Here is a 13,536-nt window from a genome sequence, read left to right as displayed (position 1 = left end):
CGCGTTTCCAGCTACGGCCCCGGCCCGCATGTCCCGCCGCCGCGCCCAGCCACGCACAATCGAACAGCTGACAGGATGACCCGGCCCCGGCTGCGCCGCGCCGCTTGCCTCCTGCGGCTTTGCTGGCAGCAGGGAAGGCCCGGAATGACAATCAGCCCGACATTCACACTGGAGACCCGCACAACGCTGGCAGGGCTGGATTTTGCCGCCCTGGCCGGGACCATGCGGCAGCAGGCGCAGGTGTACGAGCTGGAGATACTGGAAGACAGCGCGCAGCGGATCCTTGTCGAGGTGCGCGATTTCGGCCGCCTTCAGGCCGAGGCGTGCGCGGAGGGCTGCGAGGTGCGGCTGCGCGCGGCCCTGCCCGACCGGCTGCAGATGCTGCAGGACAGTTTCGTCGAACAACTGCGCGGGCTGCAGCCGCAGGCGGCCGAGACCCTGCGCTGGCAGGGCGGCGAGGCCGCGGGCGCGGTGCCGCCGAACGTGCATTTCACCACCGTGCAGTCGGTTGCACCGCTGGGGCGCAGCTTTCTGCGGGTAACAATCAAGGGCGACGCCCTCTCCGGATTTCGGGAAGATGCCATCCACTTTCGCCTGCTGCTGCCGCCTTCTGACTGCGAAACGCCGGAGTGGCCGCGGCTGGGTGAGAACGGCGCCACCATCTGGCCCAAGGGAGAGATGGCGCTGCACCGGCCGGTCTATACCACCCGCAAAATCTGCCACCAGAGCGGCGAGATGGCGTTCGACATCTTCGTGCACGAGGGGGGGCGCGCAACGGAATGGGCCAACCGCGCCCGGCCGGGTGACCGGCTGGCCATTGCCGGACCCGGCGGCGGCGGCATCCCTGATACGCGCAAGATACTGCTGTACGGGGATGAAACCGCCCTGCCCGCCATCGCGCGCATTCTGGACAGCCTGCCTGCGGACACCAGCGGCGCGGCGGTGCTGCAGGCCGATGGCGGCGCGGACTGCGGCTATCCGCTCACCCCACCCGCAGGCATCACCCTGCGCTGGCTGGACCGGCGCCAAGGCGATGCACTGACCGAACTGGCGCTGGCGGCGTGGCCGGGACACCGCGACCACTTCCTGTGGTTCGCCGCCGAAAAATCCCAAACACAACCGGTGCGGAAGGCGGTCAAAGACGCCCAGGCCGACCCCGCCACCCACTACATTGCAGCTTATTGGAGCAAGCCATGACCCTTCGTATTTCCGCAGCCCTCGCCGCCCTTGTGATGAGCGTCCCGGCGGTACTGGCGCAGGAGGCACAGGATCCTCAGGGCGCACCGGCTGCACCGCCGGTCCCTTTCATCGCACTCGAAGCACCCGGGGCCGAGCCGCTGCTGCCCGGCGATGGCGCCGATGCGGCGGCACCGACGCCGCTGATCCCGTCCCAACCGGCGCAGGCCACGACAGAGACCGCACCGTCCGCAGAGGCGGAACAGGCCGCATCGGTCAGGGAAGCGCCGCCGCAGCAGGCTTCGCCAGCCAGCGCCGAAGCGCCCGCGACCGTGACGCGGCAGGACGAGCTGACGGAAATGGCCAGCGATGCCACCGCCAAAGCGCTGAAGTTTCTGCGTGACGGCGGCCCCTCGATCTGGGCGATCGCGGCTTTGTCGGTGATCACGCTGGCACTGATCCTGTGGAAGATCTGGCGGCTGGCGCTGATCGGTGCCTGGTCGCGCGGCAAGGCGGGCAAGGCCGTGGCCGCCTTTGAACGCGGCGACGCCGAGGCTGCGCTGGCCATCGTCAAGGGCCGCATCGGCATCCGTTCGCGCGTCGTCGCCGCCGCGCTGACGGCCAGCGCGACCCTACCCGAAGACCGCGCCCGCGAGGAAACCGCGCGGGTTGCCAAGCTGCATCTGGCCAGCGCCAGCACCGGCCTTGGCGCGCTGGAGCTGATCGCCACCATCGCGCCGCTCCTGGGTCTTCTCGGCACGGTTCTGGGCATGATCGCCGCCTTTCAGGCGCTGCAGGCGGCGGGTTCCAAGGCGGACCCGGCGCTGCTGGCCGGCGGCATCTGGGAGGCGCTGCTGACCACCGCTGCGGGCATGGCGGTGGCGATTCCCGCCTCCGCGGCGCTGACCTGGTTCGAGGCGGTGATCGCCCGCATCCGCCAGGACATCGAGGACAGTGCCACCCGCATCTTCGTCGCCCGGGAACCGCAGCACCTGCAGCTGGCGGCCGAGTGATCCCATGCAGTTCACCCAAGCCCCGCGGCGGCGGCGCAAGCCCAGCCTGACGCCGATGATCGACGTGGTCTTTCTGCTCCTCGTGTTCTTCATGCTGGCCTCACGCTTCGGCTCGGACGCGGTGCTGCAATTGCCGCTGGCGGGCCAGGGCGGCTCCTACGACGGGCCGCCCCGGCTGATCGGCATCGGTGCGAACAACCTGGATGTGAACGGCGTGCCGGTTGCGGACAAGAACCTGACCCAGGCGCTGGCACCGCTGATGACATCGCCCGCCGACATGCTGATCCTGCGCGGCCGCGACGGGGCCAACCTGCAGCGGATCACCGATGTCACCACCCTGCTGCGGCAGGCAGGGTTGACCAATTTCGTCCTGGTGGAATGAGGAGGCGCCGATGGACCTGAGCGACCCACCCCGCCGACCGCGCGGCGAAAGCATCGTGCCGATGATCAACGTGGTCTTCCTGCTGCTGATCTTCTTCCTGATGACCTCGCGACTGGCCGAGCCGGAACCATTCGAGGTCACCCCGCCCGACGCGGCACTGGAAAGCGAGCCGGAGGCCGAGCCGGTGCTGTTCATCCGCGCCGACGGCAGGCTGCACTATGGCGGGCACGAGGGCGACGCGGCCCTGGCCACGCTGGCCGCCGCCAGCGCCGACGCCGCCAAGGTGCAACTGCGCGCCGATGCGCAGCTGGAAGCCAGCGCCCTTGCCCGAATCCTGCGACAGCTGGCGGAAGCGGGCCTGAGCCACGCGGAACTGGTGGTGCGTCAGCCATGAAACGAATTGTCGAACCCATCATCTTTGCCGCCATTGCGGGGGTGATTCACATCACGCTGTTCAGCAGCGCCCCCGAGAGCGGTGCCGCCTCCAGCGGCTCAGGTGGCGAGGCCATGGTCTCGATCCAGGCGGCGCCGGAGACGATTGCCAAAATGGTGGACGCCTGGGAACGCCCGCCCGAGACCCAAGCGACGCTCGAAACCGAGATGGCCGAGCCGCTGCAGCAGCCGCAATCGCCCGCGCTGCCACAATTCGAGCTGGCCCGGACGCCGCGCGCCGCAGCGCTCATCGCCCTGAGCGAGCCGCAACGGGCGGAGGCACCGCAGGCGGACACCGCGCCGCCCCCGCCTCCGCCACCACCCAAGCCCAAGCCCGAGCCCAAACCCGAACCAAAGCCGCAACCGCGCCCCAAACCTGCGCCCAAGCCGCAGCCAAAGGGCCAACCGGCCGCGCAGACCTCCGCCGGGCGGGCCGAGCAAAAGTCTGCCGGTTCAGGCGGCGGGGCCCATGCCGGACAGGCCGGCGGGGCGCAGGCGGCCACGGCAGACGCGGGACGCCAGACGAAGCTGCAACATGTCTGGGGTGCCAAGATCCGTGCCCGCGTGGCGCGTCGCACGCCGCGCGGCAAGGGGGCCGGCACGGTGCTGGTGGACCTCACCGTGGCCCGCAACGGCCAGCTGCTGAACAGCCGCATCGTCCGTTCCTCGGGCAATGCGACGCTGGACCAAGCGGCACTGGCGGCCGTGCGAAGTGCCGGACGCTTCCCTGCGGCCCCAAAGAAGCTGCGACTGACACAGATGAGCTTTACCCTGCCGATCCAGTTTGTCAGGTAAGGCCTGGCGCGTCGCTGGCATCCACACCCAAGGGTCCGAGAGGGGGCGGCAACGCCCCCTCCCCTTCGCGGTCAGGGTAGTTACCGCTGCAAGAGAACCGGGAACCAATCCTCGCGCAGGCGCTGGCCGGGCTGCATGTCGTGGCCGGGAAACGGCGGCGAGGTCGGACCCGGGCGCTCGACGTAGCGCGCATCATCGCCCACCAGCCGCAGTGAGAACGCCCGGCGGCGGCTGGTGCTGGTGTTGCCGCGCGAGCCGTGCAGGGTGCGGTAGTTGAAGGCCACCGCATCGCCCGGCTCCATTTCGTATTCCAGCACCGTCATGCCCTCGGCATCCGGGTCCGGCACCGCCATGTACTGACCCTCGTCCGGGAAGAAGTCCGCCTCGGACACCCAGCGGGTCGGCAGCACCTCTTTTTCCCATTTGTGGGAGCCCGCGACGCAGCGCAGGGTGGCCTCTTTGACCGGGTCCAGCGGGGACCAGAAGCTGACCGTCTGCTGGCCCTCGACGAAGTAATAGGGCCCGTCCTGATGCCAGGGGGTTGCCATCGAGGTGCCCGGCTCCTTGACCAGCACGTGGTCGTGGAACATCTGCACCGTGGACGATTGCATCAGATCGGCTGCGACCTCGGCCACCGGGGACTGCTCGATCGCCTGCTGGAACTGCGGGATCCGGGTCCAGTTGCAGTAGTCGTCAAAGAAACGGCCGGTCTGCCCCGCCTTTTCGTTGTTCGAGGCATAGGGGCCGGGATCGTCCATGTTGGCAGCCACGCCGGCGCGCAGAAGCTCAACCTGTTCGGCGAACAATCCGCGGATCAGCACGACGCCGTCGCGCTGGTAACGTTGGACGTGTTCCTGGGTGATGAGGGGGTGGACCATGGCTGTCTCCGCTGTTGGTATCGCTGTTCGTGATGCCTTTATCTGCCGCGCGGACTGGCATAGTTTCAAATCATATCTGCCTAAGGTACCTTTCGATTCATGTTATACCTCACCCTGCGCCACTACGAATATGTCTGCGCGGTCGCCCGCCATGGCAGCCTGTCCGCGGCGGCCGAGGCACTGCATGTGAGCCAGCCCGCGCTGTCGGCGGCGCTGGCCCGGATCGAGGCGCATCTGGGCCATCAGCTGTTCCTGCGCCGCCGCGGCGCCGCGCTGGCGCTGACGCCGCAGGGCCGGCAGTTTGCCGATCGCGCCGAACAGTTGCTGGAGCAGGCCGCGCAGCTGGAGGATCCCGGCGCCGCCACCTCGGCCCCGCAGCGGCTGACGCTGCTGTGTTTTGCGGATCTGGCGCCGTTTCTGCTGGCCCCGGCGCTAAAGGCGCTGCGCCAGGCGCTACCGGAAGTGGAAATCCGCCACCACAGCTGCGCCTTCCAGCCGCTGATCGCGGCGCTGAGTGCGGGCGAGGCGGATCTGGCGATCACCTATGACCTGGGGCTGGACGCCAGTTTCACCCGCAGCGAGCTGGACCGGCTGGCGCCGCATGTGCTGGTGCCGCCGCAGCACCCGCTGGCACAGCGCCAGAGCCTGACGCTGGCGGAACTGGCAGATCAGCCGCTGGTGCTATCACAGGAGGGGCTGTCGGTGCAGCATATGCTGGGGCTGTTCCGGGCGCAGGGGCTGGTGCCACGCATTGCGCATCGGGCGGGCTCGCTGGAGCTGCTGCGCAGCCTGGCCGCCAATGGCGAAGGTGTCGGCATCAGCTACAGCCTGCCGCCGGGCAACATCAGCTATGACGGAAAACCGCTTCATGCGGTGCCGATCCGCGATCGGCAAGCACAGGAGCCAGTGATTCTGGCCAGCCATGCGTCACAGCCCGAAACCTCGGCCTCCGCCCGGGCGCATGCGGTGCTTCTGCGCGTTCTGCGCCGCGACCGCTCAGACCTTGCGCAGCCGGATCACCACGTCGACTGAGGCGATCTCCATCCCCTCGGGCGCTTCCGGCAGCTTCTTGATCACGAGGTCTTGGGCGGGCGCGTCGCTGACGCGGCCTTCGTCCTCCCAGAAGAAATGCGGGTGGTCGTGGGTATTGGTGTCAAAGTAGCTTTTGGAACCGTCCAGTGGGATTTCCTGCAGCACCCCGGCATCGCAGAAGGCGCGCAGGGTATTGTAGACGGTGGCCAGAGACACTGCCGCGCCCTTCTTGCGGGCGCTTTCAAACAGGCTCTCGGCGGTGATGTGGCGGTGCTTGCCGTCCCCCACCAGCAATTCGGCCAGCGCCACCCGCTGCCGGGTCGGGCGCAGACCGGCATTGGTCAGCCAGCGTGTGGCCACTTCTTCGCTGTTTGGCGTCATGAGCAGTTCCTGCATCGCGTTGCTGACCGTATATATAGGAGCACCTTCGGGGGTATTTCAAATGAAATTCATTTGCAGTTCCGCGTCGTTTTCCCGCCCGTCTGTGGCAGATTGAGCGCAGGAAGTGACCCAGCGTCCTCTTGCAGGACCCTGAGGCCGGGTGCTACAGGGGGCCAGATATAAATACCAGACCCAAATGGCGGGAGACAGATCCGAATGGCCGATTACCCCAGCAGTTTTGACAAGGAAGATTTGCTGAAATGCGCACGGGGAGAGCTGTTCGGGCCGGGCAACGCCCAGCTACCGGCCCCGCCGATGCTGATGATGGACCGTATCACCGAGATTTCCGGTGACGGCGGCGAGCACGGCAAGGGCCACGTGGTCGCCGAATTCGACATCACCCCGGACCTGTGGTTCTTTGACTGCCACTTCCCCGGCAATCCGATCATGCCGGGCTGCCTGGGCCTTGACGGGCTGTGGCAGCTGACCGGCTTCAACCTGGGCTGGCGCGGCTGGAAAGGCCGCGGCTATGCGCTGGGTGTGGGTGAGGTCAAGCTGACCGGAATGGTACGCCCGGACCGCAAGATGCTGACCTATCGCATCAACTTCACCAAGGCCTTGCAGACCCGCCGCCTGACCATGGGCGTTGCCGATGGCATCGTCGAAGCGGATGGTGAAGTGATCTATCAGGTCAAGGACATGAAGGTGGCCCTGTCCGAAAGCTGAGCCGCTTTCGCACGAGACCAACCGCACAGAAACAGGAGTACGCTAATGCGCCGCGTCGTCGTCACCGGATTGGGGATCGTCTCCTCCATCGGGAACAATGCCGAAGAAGTCACCGCCTCGCTGAAAGCGGGCAAATCCGGCATCGTTGCCAGCCCCGAAATGGCGGAGCATGGCTTCCGCAGCCAGGTGGCGGGCACGCTGAAGATCGACGTGGCCGAGCATGTGGACAAGCGCACCCTGCGCTTCATGGGGGCTGGGGCCGCCTATGCCCATATCGCCATGCAACAGGCGATTGCCGATGCCGGCCTGGACGAATCCCAGGTCGTGAACGAGCGTACCGGCCTGGTTGCAGGCTCCGGCGGGCCGTCGACCTCGGCCATGTTCACGGCACATCAGACGGTGCTGAAATCCGGCGCCACCAAGCGCATCGGCCCCTTCGCGGTGCCCAAGTGCATGTCCTCGACGATCTCGGCGAACCTTGCGACCGCCTTCAAGATCAAGGGCATCAACTACTCGATCACCTCGGCCTGCTCGACCTCGCTGCACTGCATCGGCAACGCCGCGGAGCAGATCATGATGGGCAAGCAGGACGTGATGTTCGCCGGCGGCGGCGAGGAGCTGGACTGGACCCTGTCCTGCCTGTTCGACGCCATGGGCGCGATGTCCTCGAAATACAACGACACGCCGGAGAAGGCCTCCCGCGCCTTCGACCAGGACCGCGACGGTTTCGTGATCTCGGGCGGCGGCGGCATCGTGGTGCTGGAAGATCTGGACCATGCGCTGGCGCGCGGCGCCAAGATCTACGCCGAGGTAACCGGCTTTGCCGCGACTTCCGACGGGCATGACATGGTGGCGCCCTCGGGCGAAGGCGGCGAGCGCGCGATGCGCCTGGCGCTGCAGACCCTGCCCGAAGGCCGCAAGGTGGATTACATCAACGCGCATGGCACCTCGACGCCGGTGGGCGACGTGGGTGAGGTCGAAGCCGCCCGCCGCGTCTTTGGCGAAGGCAAGGTGCCGCCGATCTCCTCGACCAAGTCGATGACCGGCCACGCGCAGGGGGCGGCCGGCGCGCTGGAGGCGATCTTCTGCCTGCTGATGCTGGACAAGGATTTCATCACCCCGTCGATCAATGTCGACACCCTCGCCGATGGCATCCTGCCGGGCGAGATCGCCACCGATCTGGTGGAAAACGCCGGTCTGGATTCGGTGATGACCAACAGCTTCGGCTTTGGCGGCACCAATGGCTCCATGGTCCTGAGCAAGTACAAAGGATAACAGAAAATGGCTGGACAGCTGAGCGGCAAACGCGGCCTGATCATGGGTGTGGCCAACGAGCGTTCCATCGCCTGGGGCATTGCCAAGGCGATGGCCGATGCTGGCGCCGAACTGGCGTTTACCTACCAGGGCGAGGCCTTTGGCAAGCGTCTGGAGCCACTGGCCGCCAGCGTCGGGTCCGATTTCATGGTCGACGTGGACGTGACCGACGATGCCTCTCTTGATGCGGCGTTCGACCAGCTGAGCGCCCGCTGGCCGACGATCGACTTCCTGGTCCACGCCATCGCCTATTCCGACAAGACCGAGCTGACCGGCCGATTCATCAACACCAGCCGGGCCAACTTCAAGAACTCGATGGATATCTCCGCCTATTCCTTCATCGAGGTGGCGCGGCGCGCCTATCCGATGATGCAGGAAAACGGCGGCACCCTGCTGACGCTGACCTATGGCGGCTCCAACCGGGTCACCCCGAACTACAACGTCATGGGCGTTGCCAAGGCCGCGCTGGAAAGTGCCACCCGCTATCTGGCCAACGACCTCGGCCCCGACGGCATCCGGGTGAACGCGATCTCCCCCGGCCCGATGAAGACGCTGGCGGGTGCGGCCATCGGCGGCGCGCGCAAGACCTACAAGCACACCGAGCAGAACGCACCGCTGCGCTCCAACGCGACGCTGGAGGCGGTGGGCGGCACCGCGGTCTACCTGGCCTCGGATGCGGGCGCCTACACCACCGGCGAGATCATCCGCGTGGACGGCGGTTTCCACGTGCTGGGGATGCCGCAACAGGACCACCTGTAAAGCACGGTCTTCAATAGCTAATTCTGACAAGGCGCCCTTCGGGGCGCCTTTTCTTTTGCCCGCCACTGCACCGGCCCAGGGCTGCTTTTATTTATATACCGAATCGCATATAAATACCCGAAAGCCACCTCAGCAGGATTTTGACATGGGCCTTAGCGACCACATTTGCATTCCCGATACCGCGCTTTGCACCGCCGCCGCCGAGGTGGCGCGCATGGCAAGTCGGCCGTTTCTCTACAACCACGTCTGCCGCACCTATGCTTTCGGCGCGCTGGCAGCGCGGCAATCGCAGATGCAATACGACCCGGAGCTGTTTTACGTGGCCGCCATGCTGCATGACCTCGGACTGACAGAAGCCTACCAAGGCGACGACCGCTTCGAGATCGACGGTGCCGAGGCCGCGGCGGCCTTCCTTGCGCGCCAGAAGGTCGAGCAGTCCCGCATCGACCGTGTCTGGGACGCGATTGCGCTGCATACCACCTTCTCGATCCCGCAGAAGAAATCGCCCGAGGCGGCGCTGGTGCAGATCGGCGCCGCCATGGATGTGGGCGTGCTGCCGCACAGCCAGGTCACGCCCGAGGTGATGGAGCAGGTGCTTGACGCCTATCCGCGGCTGGGGTTCAAACGGGCCATGGAAGATGCACTGAGCCGGGTCTATGCCCGCAAGCCGATGACCGCGCTGCACAATTTTGGCGCTGATATTGCCTAGCGCAACGTGTCGGGTTTCGCGGTGCCGCATTTCTGCGACATGCTGCACGAAGCGGATTTCCCGGAATGAGCCGCGGTCGTCCGCGCAAGTTCGTCGAGGCGGAGGTACGCTCGGCAATCGTCGACTGCTTCCGCACCAAGGGATATGCAGCGACCTCGCTGGATGATCTGGCGCGGGCGACCGGGTTGGTGCGGCCCAGCCTCTACGCCGCCTTCGGCAGCAAGGAACAGATGTTCCTGGGCGCGATGGAGGACTTTGCCGCGGGCATCCGGCAGCAGCTGGAGGTGGTGAGCGGCGGCGCATCATCTGCGCGCACAGCGCTCACACTGGTGTTCGAGACGGCGCTGGACATCTATCTGGATAGGGACGGAGGCCGCGGCTGCCTGGTCTTCACCACCGCCGCGGCAGAGGCCCCGACGCATCCCGAAATCCGCGCCCGCCTGTTTCAGCAGATTGCATCGAATGACGAATTCTTCCACCGCCTGCTGGCCCGATGCGCACCGCAGGCTGATCCGCCGTCGCTGGAGGCCGCATCCGCTCTGGCAGCCGCAACCCTGCACTCGCTTGGCATCCGGGCACGCGCCGGGAACGAGCGGGAGAGCCTGATGCGCTTTGCCGCAACGGCGGCTGAGGGCATCGCTGCCCTGGTGGCACAGCCCCGGGCGACGGCCGCGCGCACCTGATATCGGCAATCCGCCCCCCGGGTTTCGGGCAATGCGGGAACAGAAAAAGACCCGCCGCCGCAGGCGGCGCCGGGCCCAACCGATGAGGAGGCAATCCCTAGGGATTGCACCGCAATGGGCGGGAGCGCCCCGCCCTCCGCCGTGCGTCTGGGTTCAGTTCACCGAGACCAGCTCGACTTCGAACACCAGGTCCTTGCCGGCCAGGAAGTGGTTCGCGTCCAGCGTCACCGTCTCTTCGGTCACATCGACCACGGTCACCGGCAGCACATGGCCTTCGGGGCTTTGCATCTGCAGCTGGGTGCCCAGGTCCAGCGGGATATCCGCCGGGATGCCTTCACGCGGGATTTCTTGGCGCGCATCGGGGTTGACCGGCCCGTAGCCGTCGGCGCAGGCGATTTCCAGCGTCTTCTTTTCGCCCACGGACATGCCGGTCAGACCGGCGTCCATGCCCGCGATCACCTGACCGCTGCCAACGGTGAACTCCAGCGGGTCGCGCCCTTCGGAGCTGTCAAAGACGGTGCCGTCCGTCAGCTTGCCGGTGTAATGGATGCGCACTGTGTCGCCGTTCTTGACCTCGGTCATGGGATCTCCTGTCCAGGTATAGGGTGTCAAAGCCGCGCAGCCTAAAGGCTGAGGCCCTGATGTAAACCCGTATCCGGTACAATTATCCGCTTTGCCCTGTTGCGCGCTTCGTGCCACTGTCGCCGCGAGCCACCGGCTGGCAACCATAGCGGAGGATTTCATGCCGATCACAACCTGCATCTTTGACGCCTACGGAACCCTGTTCGACGTCAGCGCCGCCGCCCGTCAGGCCGCGGCAGAACCGGAGTTTTCCCGGCTGCAGGACCGCTGGGCCGAGCTGGCGCAGCACTGGCGGCTGAAGCAGCTGCAATACACCTGGCTGCGGGCGATCACCGATGCCCATACCGATTTCTGGGAGGTGACGCAGGACGGGCTCGACTGGGCGCTGGAGGCCACCGGCCTGGACGGCGATGCCGCCCTGCGCCAGCGGCTGCTGGATCTTTACTGGCAGTTGCAGGCCTACCCCGAGGTGCCCGCCATGCTGCGCGCGCTGAAGGACGCCGGGCTGAACACCGCGATCCTGTCCAACGGCTCGCCCGCGATGCTGGACGGGGCGGTGCAGTCGGCGGGGCTGGCAGAGGTGCTGGATGACGTGCTGTCGGTGGAAAGCGTCGGCATCTTCAAGCCCGACGCCCGCGTCTATGACCTGGTCGGGAAACGCTTCGGCTGCGCGCGGGACGAGGTGCTGTTCGTCTCCTCCAACGGCTGGGATGCGGCGGGGGCCTCCGGCTATGGCTTTGTCACCGCCTGGGTGAACCGCGCCGGTGAGCCGGTCGACCGGATGCCGTGGAAACCGGCGCATGAGCTGTCGGACCTGACCACGATCCCCGATCTGGCGCGGGGCTGAGCGCGATGCCGTATTTCGAGACCTCGGACGGGCTGACGCTCTATTACACCGACACGGGCGGCAGCGGGCTACCCTTGCTGTGCTTGGCCGGGCTGACCCGCGACAGCCGCGATTTCCGCTATTTCTCCCCCCATGCCGGGCGCTACCGGATGATCACGCTCGATGCGCGCGGGCGCGGCCGCTCAGACCATGCTGCGGATTTCATGACCTACAATGTCCTGCGCGAATCCCAGGACGCGGTGGAGCTTCTGGACCACCTGGGCCTGGCGCAGGCTGCGGTCCTTGGCACCTCGCGCGGGGGGCTGGTGGCGATGACCCTGGCCGCCACCGCGCACGCGCGGCTGCTGGCGGTGGTGCTGAACGACATCGGACCGGAGATCCCGGCGGACGGCACCGGGCGGATCATGGACTACGTCGGTTTCCGCCCCGCGGCCAAGACCCACGCACAGGCGGCCGCTGCACTGGAAGCGGTGATGGCCCCGGCCTTTCCCGATGTGTCGCAGGCGCGCTGGCGCGAAGAGGTCGAGACCTTCTATGACGCAGGTCCCAACGGGCTGCAGCTGCGGTACGATCCGCGCCTGCGCGACGCGCTTCTGGCGCAGGCCGAGGCCGGGCCCGCCCCGGATCTGTGGCCGCTGTTCCTGGCGCTGGAGGGCCTGCCCTGCGGCGTGATCCGCGGCGCGCATTCCGACATCCTCAGCCATGCGACATACTTGGAGATGCAGCGCCGCCTGCCCGACCTGCAGGCGGTGGAGCTCGCCAACCGCGGCCATGTGCCCTTCCTCGACGAACCAGAGGCGCTCGCCCTGATCCATTCCGTGCTGGAGCAAGCCCAATGACCTCAATCGCCATGATCGAAGCCGCCGCCGAACGGCTGCAGGGCCATGCCCGGGTGACGCCGCTGCTGTCCTCGCCCTTTCTGGACGAGATCGCCGGTCGCCGCGTGCTGGTCAAGGCGGAGTGCCTGCAGCACACGGGCTCCTTCAAGTTCCGGGGCGGCTGGGCGGCGGTTTCGGCCCTGCCGCGCGAAGCACTGGCGCGCGGGGTGATCGCCTATTCCAGCGGCAACCATGCGCAGGGCGTGGCCGCGGCGGCCCGCGCCCATGGCGCGCCCGCGGTGATCGTGATGCCCGCCGATGCGCCCAAGCTGAAGATCGACAACACCCGCGCGCTGGGGGCCGAGGTGGTTCTGTATGACCGGACGGGCGGCGAAAGCCGCGAGGCAGTGGGCGCGAACCATGCCGAGGCCCGCGGGCTGACGCTGATCAAACCCTATGACGAGCCGGAGGTGATCGCCGGCCAGGGCACCTGCGGGCTGGAAATCGCCGCACAGGCCCCCGCCGAAGGCGTGACCGAGGGCGACGTGCTGATAAACTGCGGCGGTGGTGGGCTGTCGTCCGGCGTGGCGCTGGCGCTGGCGGCGCGCGCGCCGGGGCTTCGGGTGCGGCCGGTGGAGCCGGAGGGGTTCGACGACGTCGCCCGCTCTCTGGCGGCGGGAGAGATCCGCAGCAACCCGGCGCCGTCGGGGTCGATCTGCGACGCGATCCTGACGCCCGCACCCGGCGAGATCACCTTTCCAATTATGCAGACGCATTGCGGCGCGGGCCTTGTCATCACCGAGGATCAGGCGATGCAGGCCATGGCGCTGGCCTTCCTGCGGTTGAAGATCGTGCTGGAGCCGGGCGGCGCAGCCTCCCTTGCGGCGGCGCTGTTCCATGGCGATGCGATCGACGGCGATTCGGTAGTCGCGGTGGTCACCGGCGGCAATGTCGATCCCGAGCTGTTTCGCGAGGCGCTGACGCGCTATGGTTGACATCTGACCGCCGC

The 13,536-nt window shown here is 67.1% G+C and carries 17 protein-coding genes; 14 read left to right on the top strand and 3 right to left on the bottom strand.

Annotation, left to right across the window (positions count from 1 at the left end; all coding sequences use genetic code 11):
• The first annotated feature begins 144 nt into the window (after window positions 1–144).
• Genes ACZ52D_RS11070 through ACZ52D_RS11050 form a run of 5 tightly spaced genes read left to right on the top strand, consistent with a single transcriptional unit; the run spans window position 145 to window position 3,798 of the window.
• Window positions 145–1,197, top strand: a complete 1,053-nt coding sequence (locus ACZ52D_RS11070; protein ID WP_464441343.1) for a siderophore-interacting protein — start codon at window positions 145–147, stop codon at window positions 1,195–1,197.
• Complete coding sequence (locus tag ACZ52D_RS11065; protein WP_464441342.1) at window positions 1,194–2,189, top strand: MotA/TolQ/ExbB proton channel family protein; 996 nt, start codon at window positions 1,194–1,196, stop codon at window positions 2,187–2,189. Before ACZ52D_RS11070 ends, ACZ52D_RS11065 begins: the two co-directional genes overlap by 4 nt.
• Before the next feature lie 4 nt (window positions 2,190–2,193).
• The gene (locus ACZ52D_RS11060; RefSeq protein WP_222454951.1) at window positions 2,194–2,571 is read left to right on the top strand and encodes an ExbD/TolR family protein; all 378 of its coding nucleotides are present in this window, start codon (window positions 2,194–2,196) and stop codon (window positions 2,569–2,571) included.
• Window positions 2,572–2,581: 10 nt separating this feature from the next.
• Window positions 2,582–2,965 carry an ExbD/TolR family protein gene (locus ACZ52D_RS11055; RefSeq protein WP_222454950.1) on the top strand — a complete coding sequence of 128 codons (384 nt, stop codon included), beginning with the start codon at window positions 2,582–2,584 and terminating at the stop codon, window positions 2,963–2,965.
• Entirely contained in the window at window positions 2,962–3,798 is an 837-nt protein-coding gene (locus ACZ52D_RS11050) for an energy transducer TonB family protein (RefSeq protein WP_464441341.1), read from the top strand. The genes ACZ52D_RS11055 and ACZ52D_RS11050 overlap by 4 nt, the downstream gene beginning before the upstream one ends.
• 80 nt (window positions 3,799–3,878) lie before the next feature.
• On the opposite strand, the gene ACZ52D_RS11045 is transcribed toward ACZ52D_RS11050, so the two are convergent.
• The gene (locus tag ACZ52D_RS11045; RefSeq protein ID WP_464441340.1) at window positions 3,879–4,676 is read right to left on the bottom strand and encodes a phytanoyl-CoA dioxygenase family protein; all 798 of its coding nucleotides are present in this window, start codon (window positions 4,674–4,676) and stop codon (window positions 3,879–3,881) included.
• Window positions 4,677–4,775: 99 nt separating this feature from the next.
• Here ACZ52D_RS11045 and ACZ52D_RS11040 point away from each other — a divergent pair, with 99 nt between their 5' ends.
• The gene (locus tag ACZ52D_RS11040) at window positions 4,776–5,708 is read left to right on the top strand and encodes a LysR family transcriptional regulator (protein WP_464441339.1); all 933 of its coding nucleotides are present in this window, start codon (window positions 4,776–4,778) and stop codon (window positions 5,706–5,708) included.
• Here the strand turns inward: ACZ52D_RS11040 and irrA are convergent.
• Complete coding sequence (gene irrA / locus ACZ52D_RS11035; RefSeq protein WP_222454946.1) at window positions 5,673–6,089, bottom strand: iron response transcriptional regulator IrrA; 417 nt, start codon at window positions 6,087–6,089, stop codon at window positions 5,673–5,675. The two genes, ACZ52D_RS11040 and irrA, sit on opposite strands and share 36 nt — an antisense overlap.
• Window positions 6,090–6,305: 216 nt before the next feature.
• Here irrA and fabA point away from each other — a divergent pair, with 216 nt between their 5' ends.
• From fabA to ACZ52D_RS11010, 5 genes are all read left to right on the top strand, one after another.
• Entirely contained in the window at window positions 6,306–6,815 is a 510-nt protein-coding gene (gene fabA / locus ACZ52D_RS11030) for a bifunctional 3-hydroxydecanoyl-ACP dehydratase/trans-2-decenoyl-ACP isomerase (RefSeq protein ID WP_464441338.1), read from the top strand.
• A 45-nt stretch (window positions 6,816–6,860) separates the two neighbouring features.
• On the top strand, window positions 6,861–8,090 hold the full coding sequence (gene fabB, locus ACZ52D_RS11025) for a beta-ketoacyl-ACP synthase I (RefSeq protein WP_369926776.1): 1,230 nt from the start codon (window positions 6,861–6,863) through the stop codon (window positions 8,088–8,090).
• 6 nt (window positions 8,091–8,096) lie between these two features.
• The gene (locus ACZ52D_RS11020) at window positions 8,097–8,888 is read left to right on the top strand and encodes an enoyl-ACP reductase FabI (protein WP_417472830.1); all 792 of its coding nucleotides are present in this window, start codon (window positions 8,097–8,099) and stop codon (window positions 8,886–8,888) included.
• A 145-nt stretch (window positions 8,889–9,033) separates the two neighbouring features.
• On the top strand, window positions 9,034–9,597 hold the full coding sequence (locus ACZ52D_RS11015) for an HD domain-containing protein (RefSeq protein WP_464441337.1): 564 nt from the start codon (window positions 9,034–9,036) through the stop codon (window positions 9,595–9,597).
• Window positions 9,598–9,662: 65 nt separating this feature from the next.
• A complete protein-coding gene (locus tag ACZ52D_RS11010) occupies window positions 9,663–10,280 on the top strand; it encodes a TetR/AcrR family transcriptional regulator (RefSeq protein WP_464441336.1) in 618 nt (205 codons plus the stop codon).
• A 153-nt stretch (window positions 10,281–10,433) separates the two neighbouring features.
• On the opposite strand, the gene ACZ52D_RS11005 is transcribed toward ACZ52D_RS11010, so the two are convergent.
• Window positions 10,434–10,862 (bottom strand): FKBP-type peptidyl-prolyl cis-trans isomerase, encoded by a 429-nt coding sequence (locus ACZ52D_RS11005; protein WP_222454940.1) that lies wholly within the window; start codon window positions 10,860–10,862, stop codon window positions 10,434–10,436.
• Between the two features lie 160 nt (window positions 10,863–11,022).
• Here ACZ52D_RS11005 and ACZ52D_RS11000 point away from each other — a divergent pair, with 160 nt between their 5' ends.
• From ACZ52D_RS11000 to ACZ52D_RS10990, 3 genes are read left to right on the top strand one after another with little or no spacing between them, the layout of a single operon-like run.
• On the top strand, window positions 11,023–11,709 hold the full coding sequence (locus ACZ52D_RS11000) for a haloacid dehalogenase type II (RefSeq protein WP_464441335.1): 687 nt from the start codon (window positions 11,023–11,025) through the stop codon (window positions 11,707–11,709).
• Between the two features lie 5 nt (window positions 11,710–11,714).
• Window positions 11,715–12,548, top strand: coding sequence for an alpha/beta fold hydrolase (locus ACZ52D_RS10995; protein ID WP_464441334.1), 834 nt, complete (start codon window positions 11,715–11,717; stop codon window positions 12,546–12,548).
• Complete coding sequence (locus ACZ52D_RS10990) at window positions 12,545–13,522, top strand: threonine ammonia-lyase (RefSeq protein WP_464441333.1); 978 nt, start codon at window positions 12,545–12,547, stop codon at window positions 13,520–13,522. The genes ACZ52D_RS10995 and ACZ52D_RS10990 overlap by 4 nt, the downstream gene beginning before the upstream one ends.
• Window positions 13,523–13,536: the final 14 nt, after the last annotated feature.

The organism is Leisingera sp. S2M4, from assembly GCF_055398055.1.
The sequence above is the reverse complement of the archived record's forward strand: the minus strand, read 5'-3'. Positions and strand labels throughout refer to the sequence as shown.

Bases quoted from the DNA above. Each gene is read 5' to 3' on its own strand.
- ACZ52D_RS11000 (WP_464441335.1), top strand. From the start codon at position 11,023: ATGCCGATCACAACCTGCATCTTTGACGCCTACGGAACCCTGTTCGAC.
- fabA (WP_464441338.1), top strand. From the start codon at position 6,306: ATGGCCGATTACCCCAGCAGTTTTGACAAGGAAGATTTGCTGAAATGC.
- ACZ52D_RS11050 (WP_464441341.1), top strand. From the start codon at position 2,962: ATGAAACGAATTGTCGAACCCATCATCTTTGCCGCCATTGCGGGGGTG.
- ACZ52D_RS11060 (WP_222454951.1), top strand. From the start codon at position 2,194: ATGCAGTTCACCCAAGCCCCGCGGCGGCGGCGCAAGCCCAGCCTGACG.
- ACZ52D_RS11055 (WP_222454950.1), top strand. From the start codon at position 2,582: ATGGACCTGAGCGACCCACCCCGCCGACCGCGCGGCGAAAGCATCGTG.
- fabB (WP_369926776.1), top strand. From the start codon at position 6,861: ATGCGCCGCGTCGTCGTCACCGGATTGGGGATCGTCTCCTCCATCGGG.
- ACZ52D_RS11065 (WP_464441342.1), top strand. From the start codon at position 1,194: ATGACCCTTCGTATTTCCGCAGCCCTCGCCGCCCTTGTGATGAGCGTC.
- ACZ52D_RS11070 (WP_464441343.1), top strand. From the start codon at position 145: ATGACAATCAGCCCGACATTCACACTGGAGACCCGCACAACGCTGGCA.
- ACZ52D_RS11040 (WP_464441339.1), top strand. From the start codon at position 4,776: ATGTTATACCTCACCCTGCGCCACTACGAATATGTCTGCGCGGTCGCC.
- ACZ52D_RS11020 (WP_417472830.1), top strand. From the start codon at position 8,097: ATGGCTGGACAGCTGAGCGGCAAACGCGGCCTGATCATGGGTGTGGCC.
- ACZ52D_RS10995 (WP_464441334.1), top strand. From the start codon at position 11,715: ATGCCGTATTTCGAGACCTCGGACGGGCTGACGCTCTATTACACCGAC.
- ACZ52D_RS11045 (WP_464441340.1), bottom strand. From the start codon at position 4,676: ATGGTCCACCCCCTCATCACCCAGGAACACGTCCAACGTTACCAGCGC.
- ACZ52D_RS10990 (WP_464441333.1), top strand. From the start codon at position 12,545: ATGACCTCAATCGCCATGATCGAAGCCGCCGCCGAACGGCTGCAGGGC.
- ACZ52D_RS11015 (WP_464441337.1), top strand. From the start codon at position 9,034: ATGGGCCTTAGCGACCACATTTGCATTCCCGATACCGCGCTTTGCACC.
- ACZ52D_RS11010 (WP_464441336.1), top strand. From the start codon at position 9,663: ATGAGCCGCGGTCGTCCGCGCAAGTTCGTCGAGGCGGAGGTACGCTCG.
- irrA (WP_222454946.1), bottom strand. From the start codon at position 6,089: ATGACGCCAAACAGCGAAGAAGTGGCCACACGCTGGCTGACCAATGCC.
- ACZ52D_RS11005 (WP_222454940.1), bottom strand. From the start codon at position 10,862: ATGACCGAGGTCAAGAACGGCGACACAGTGCGCATCCATTACACCGGC.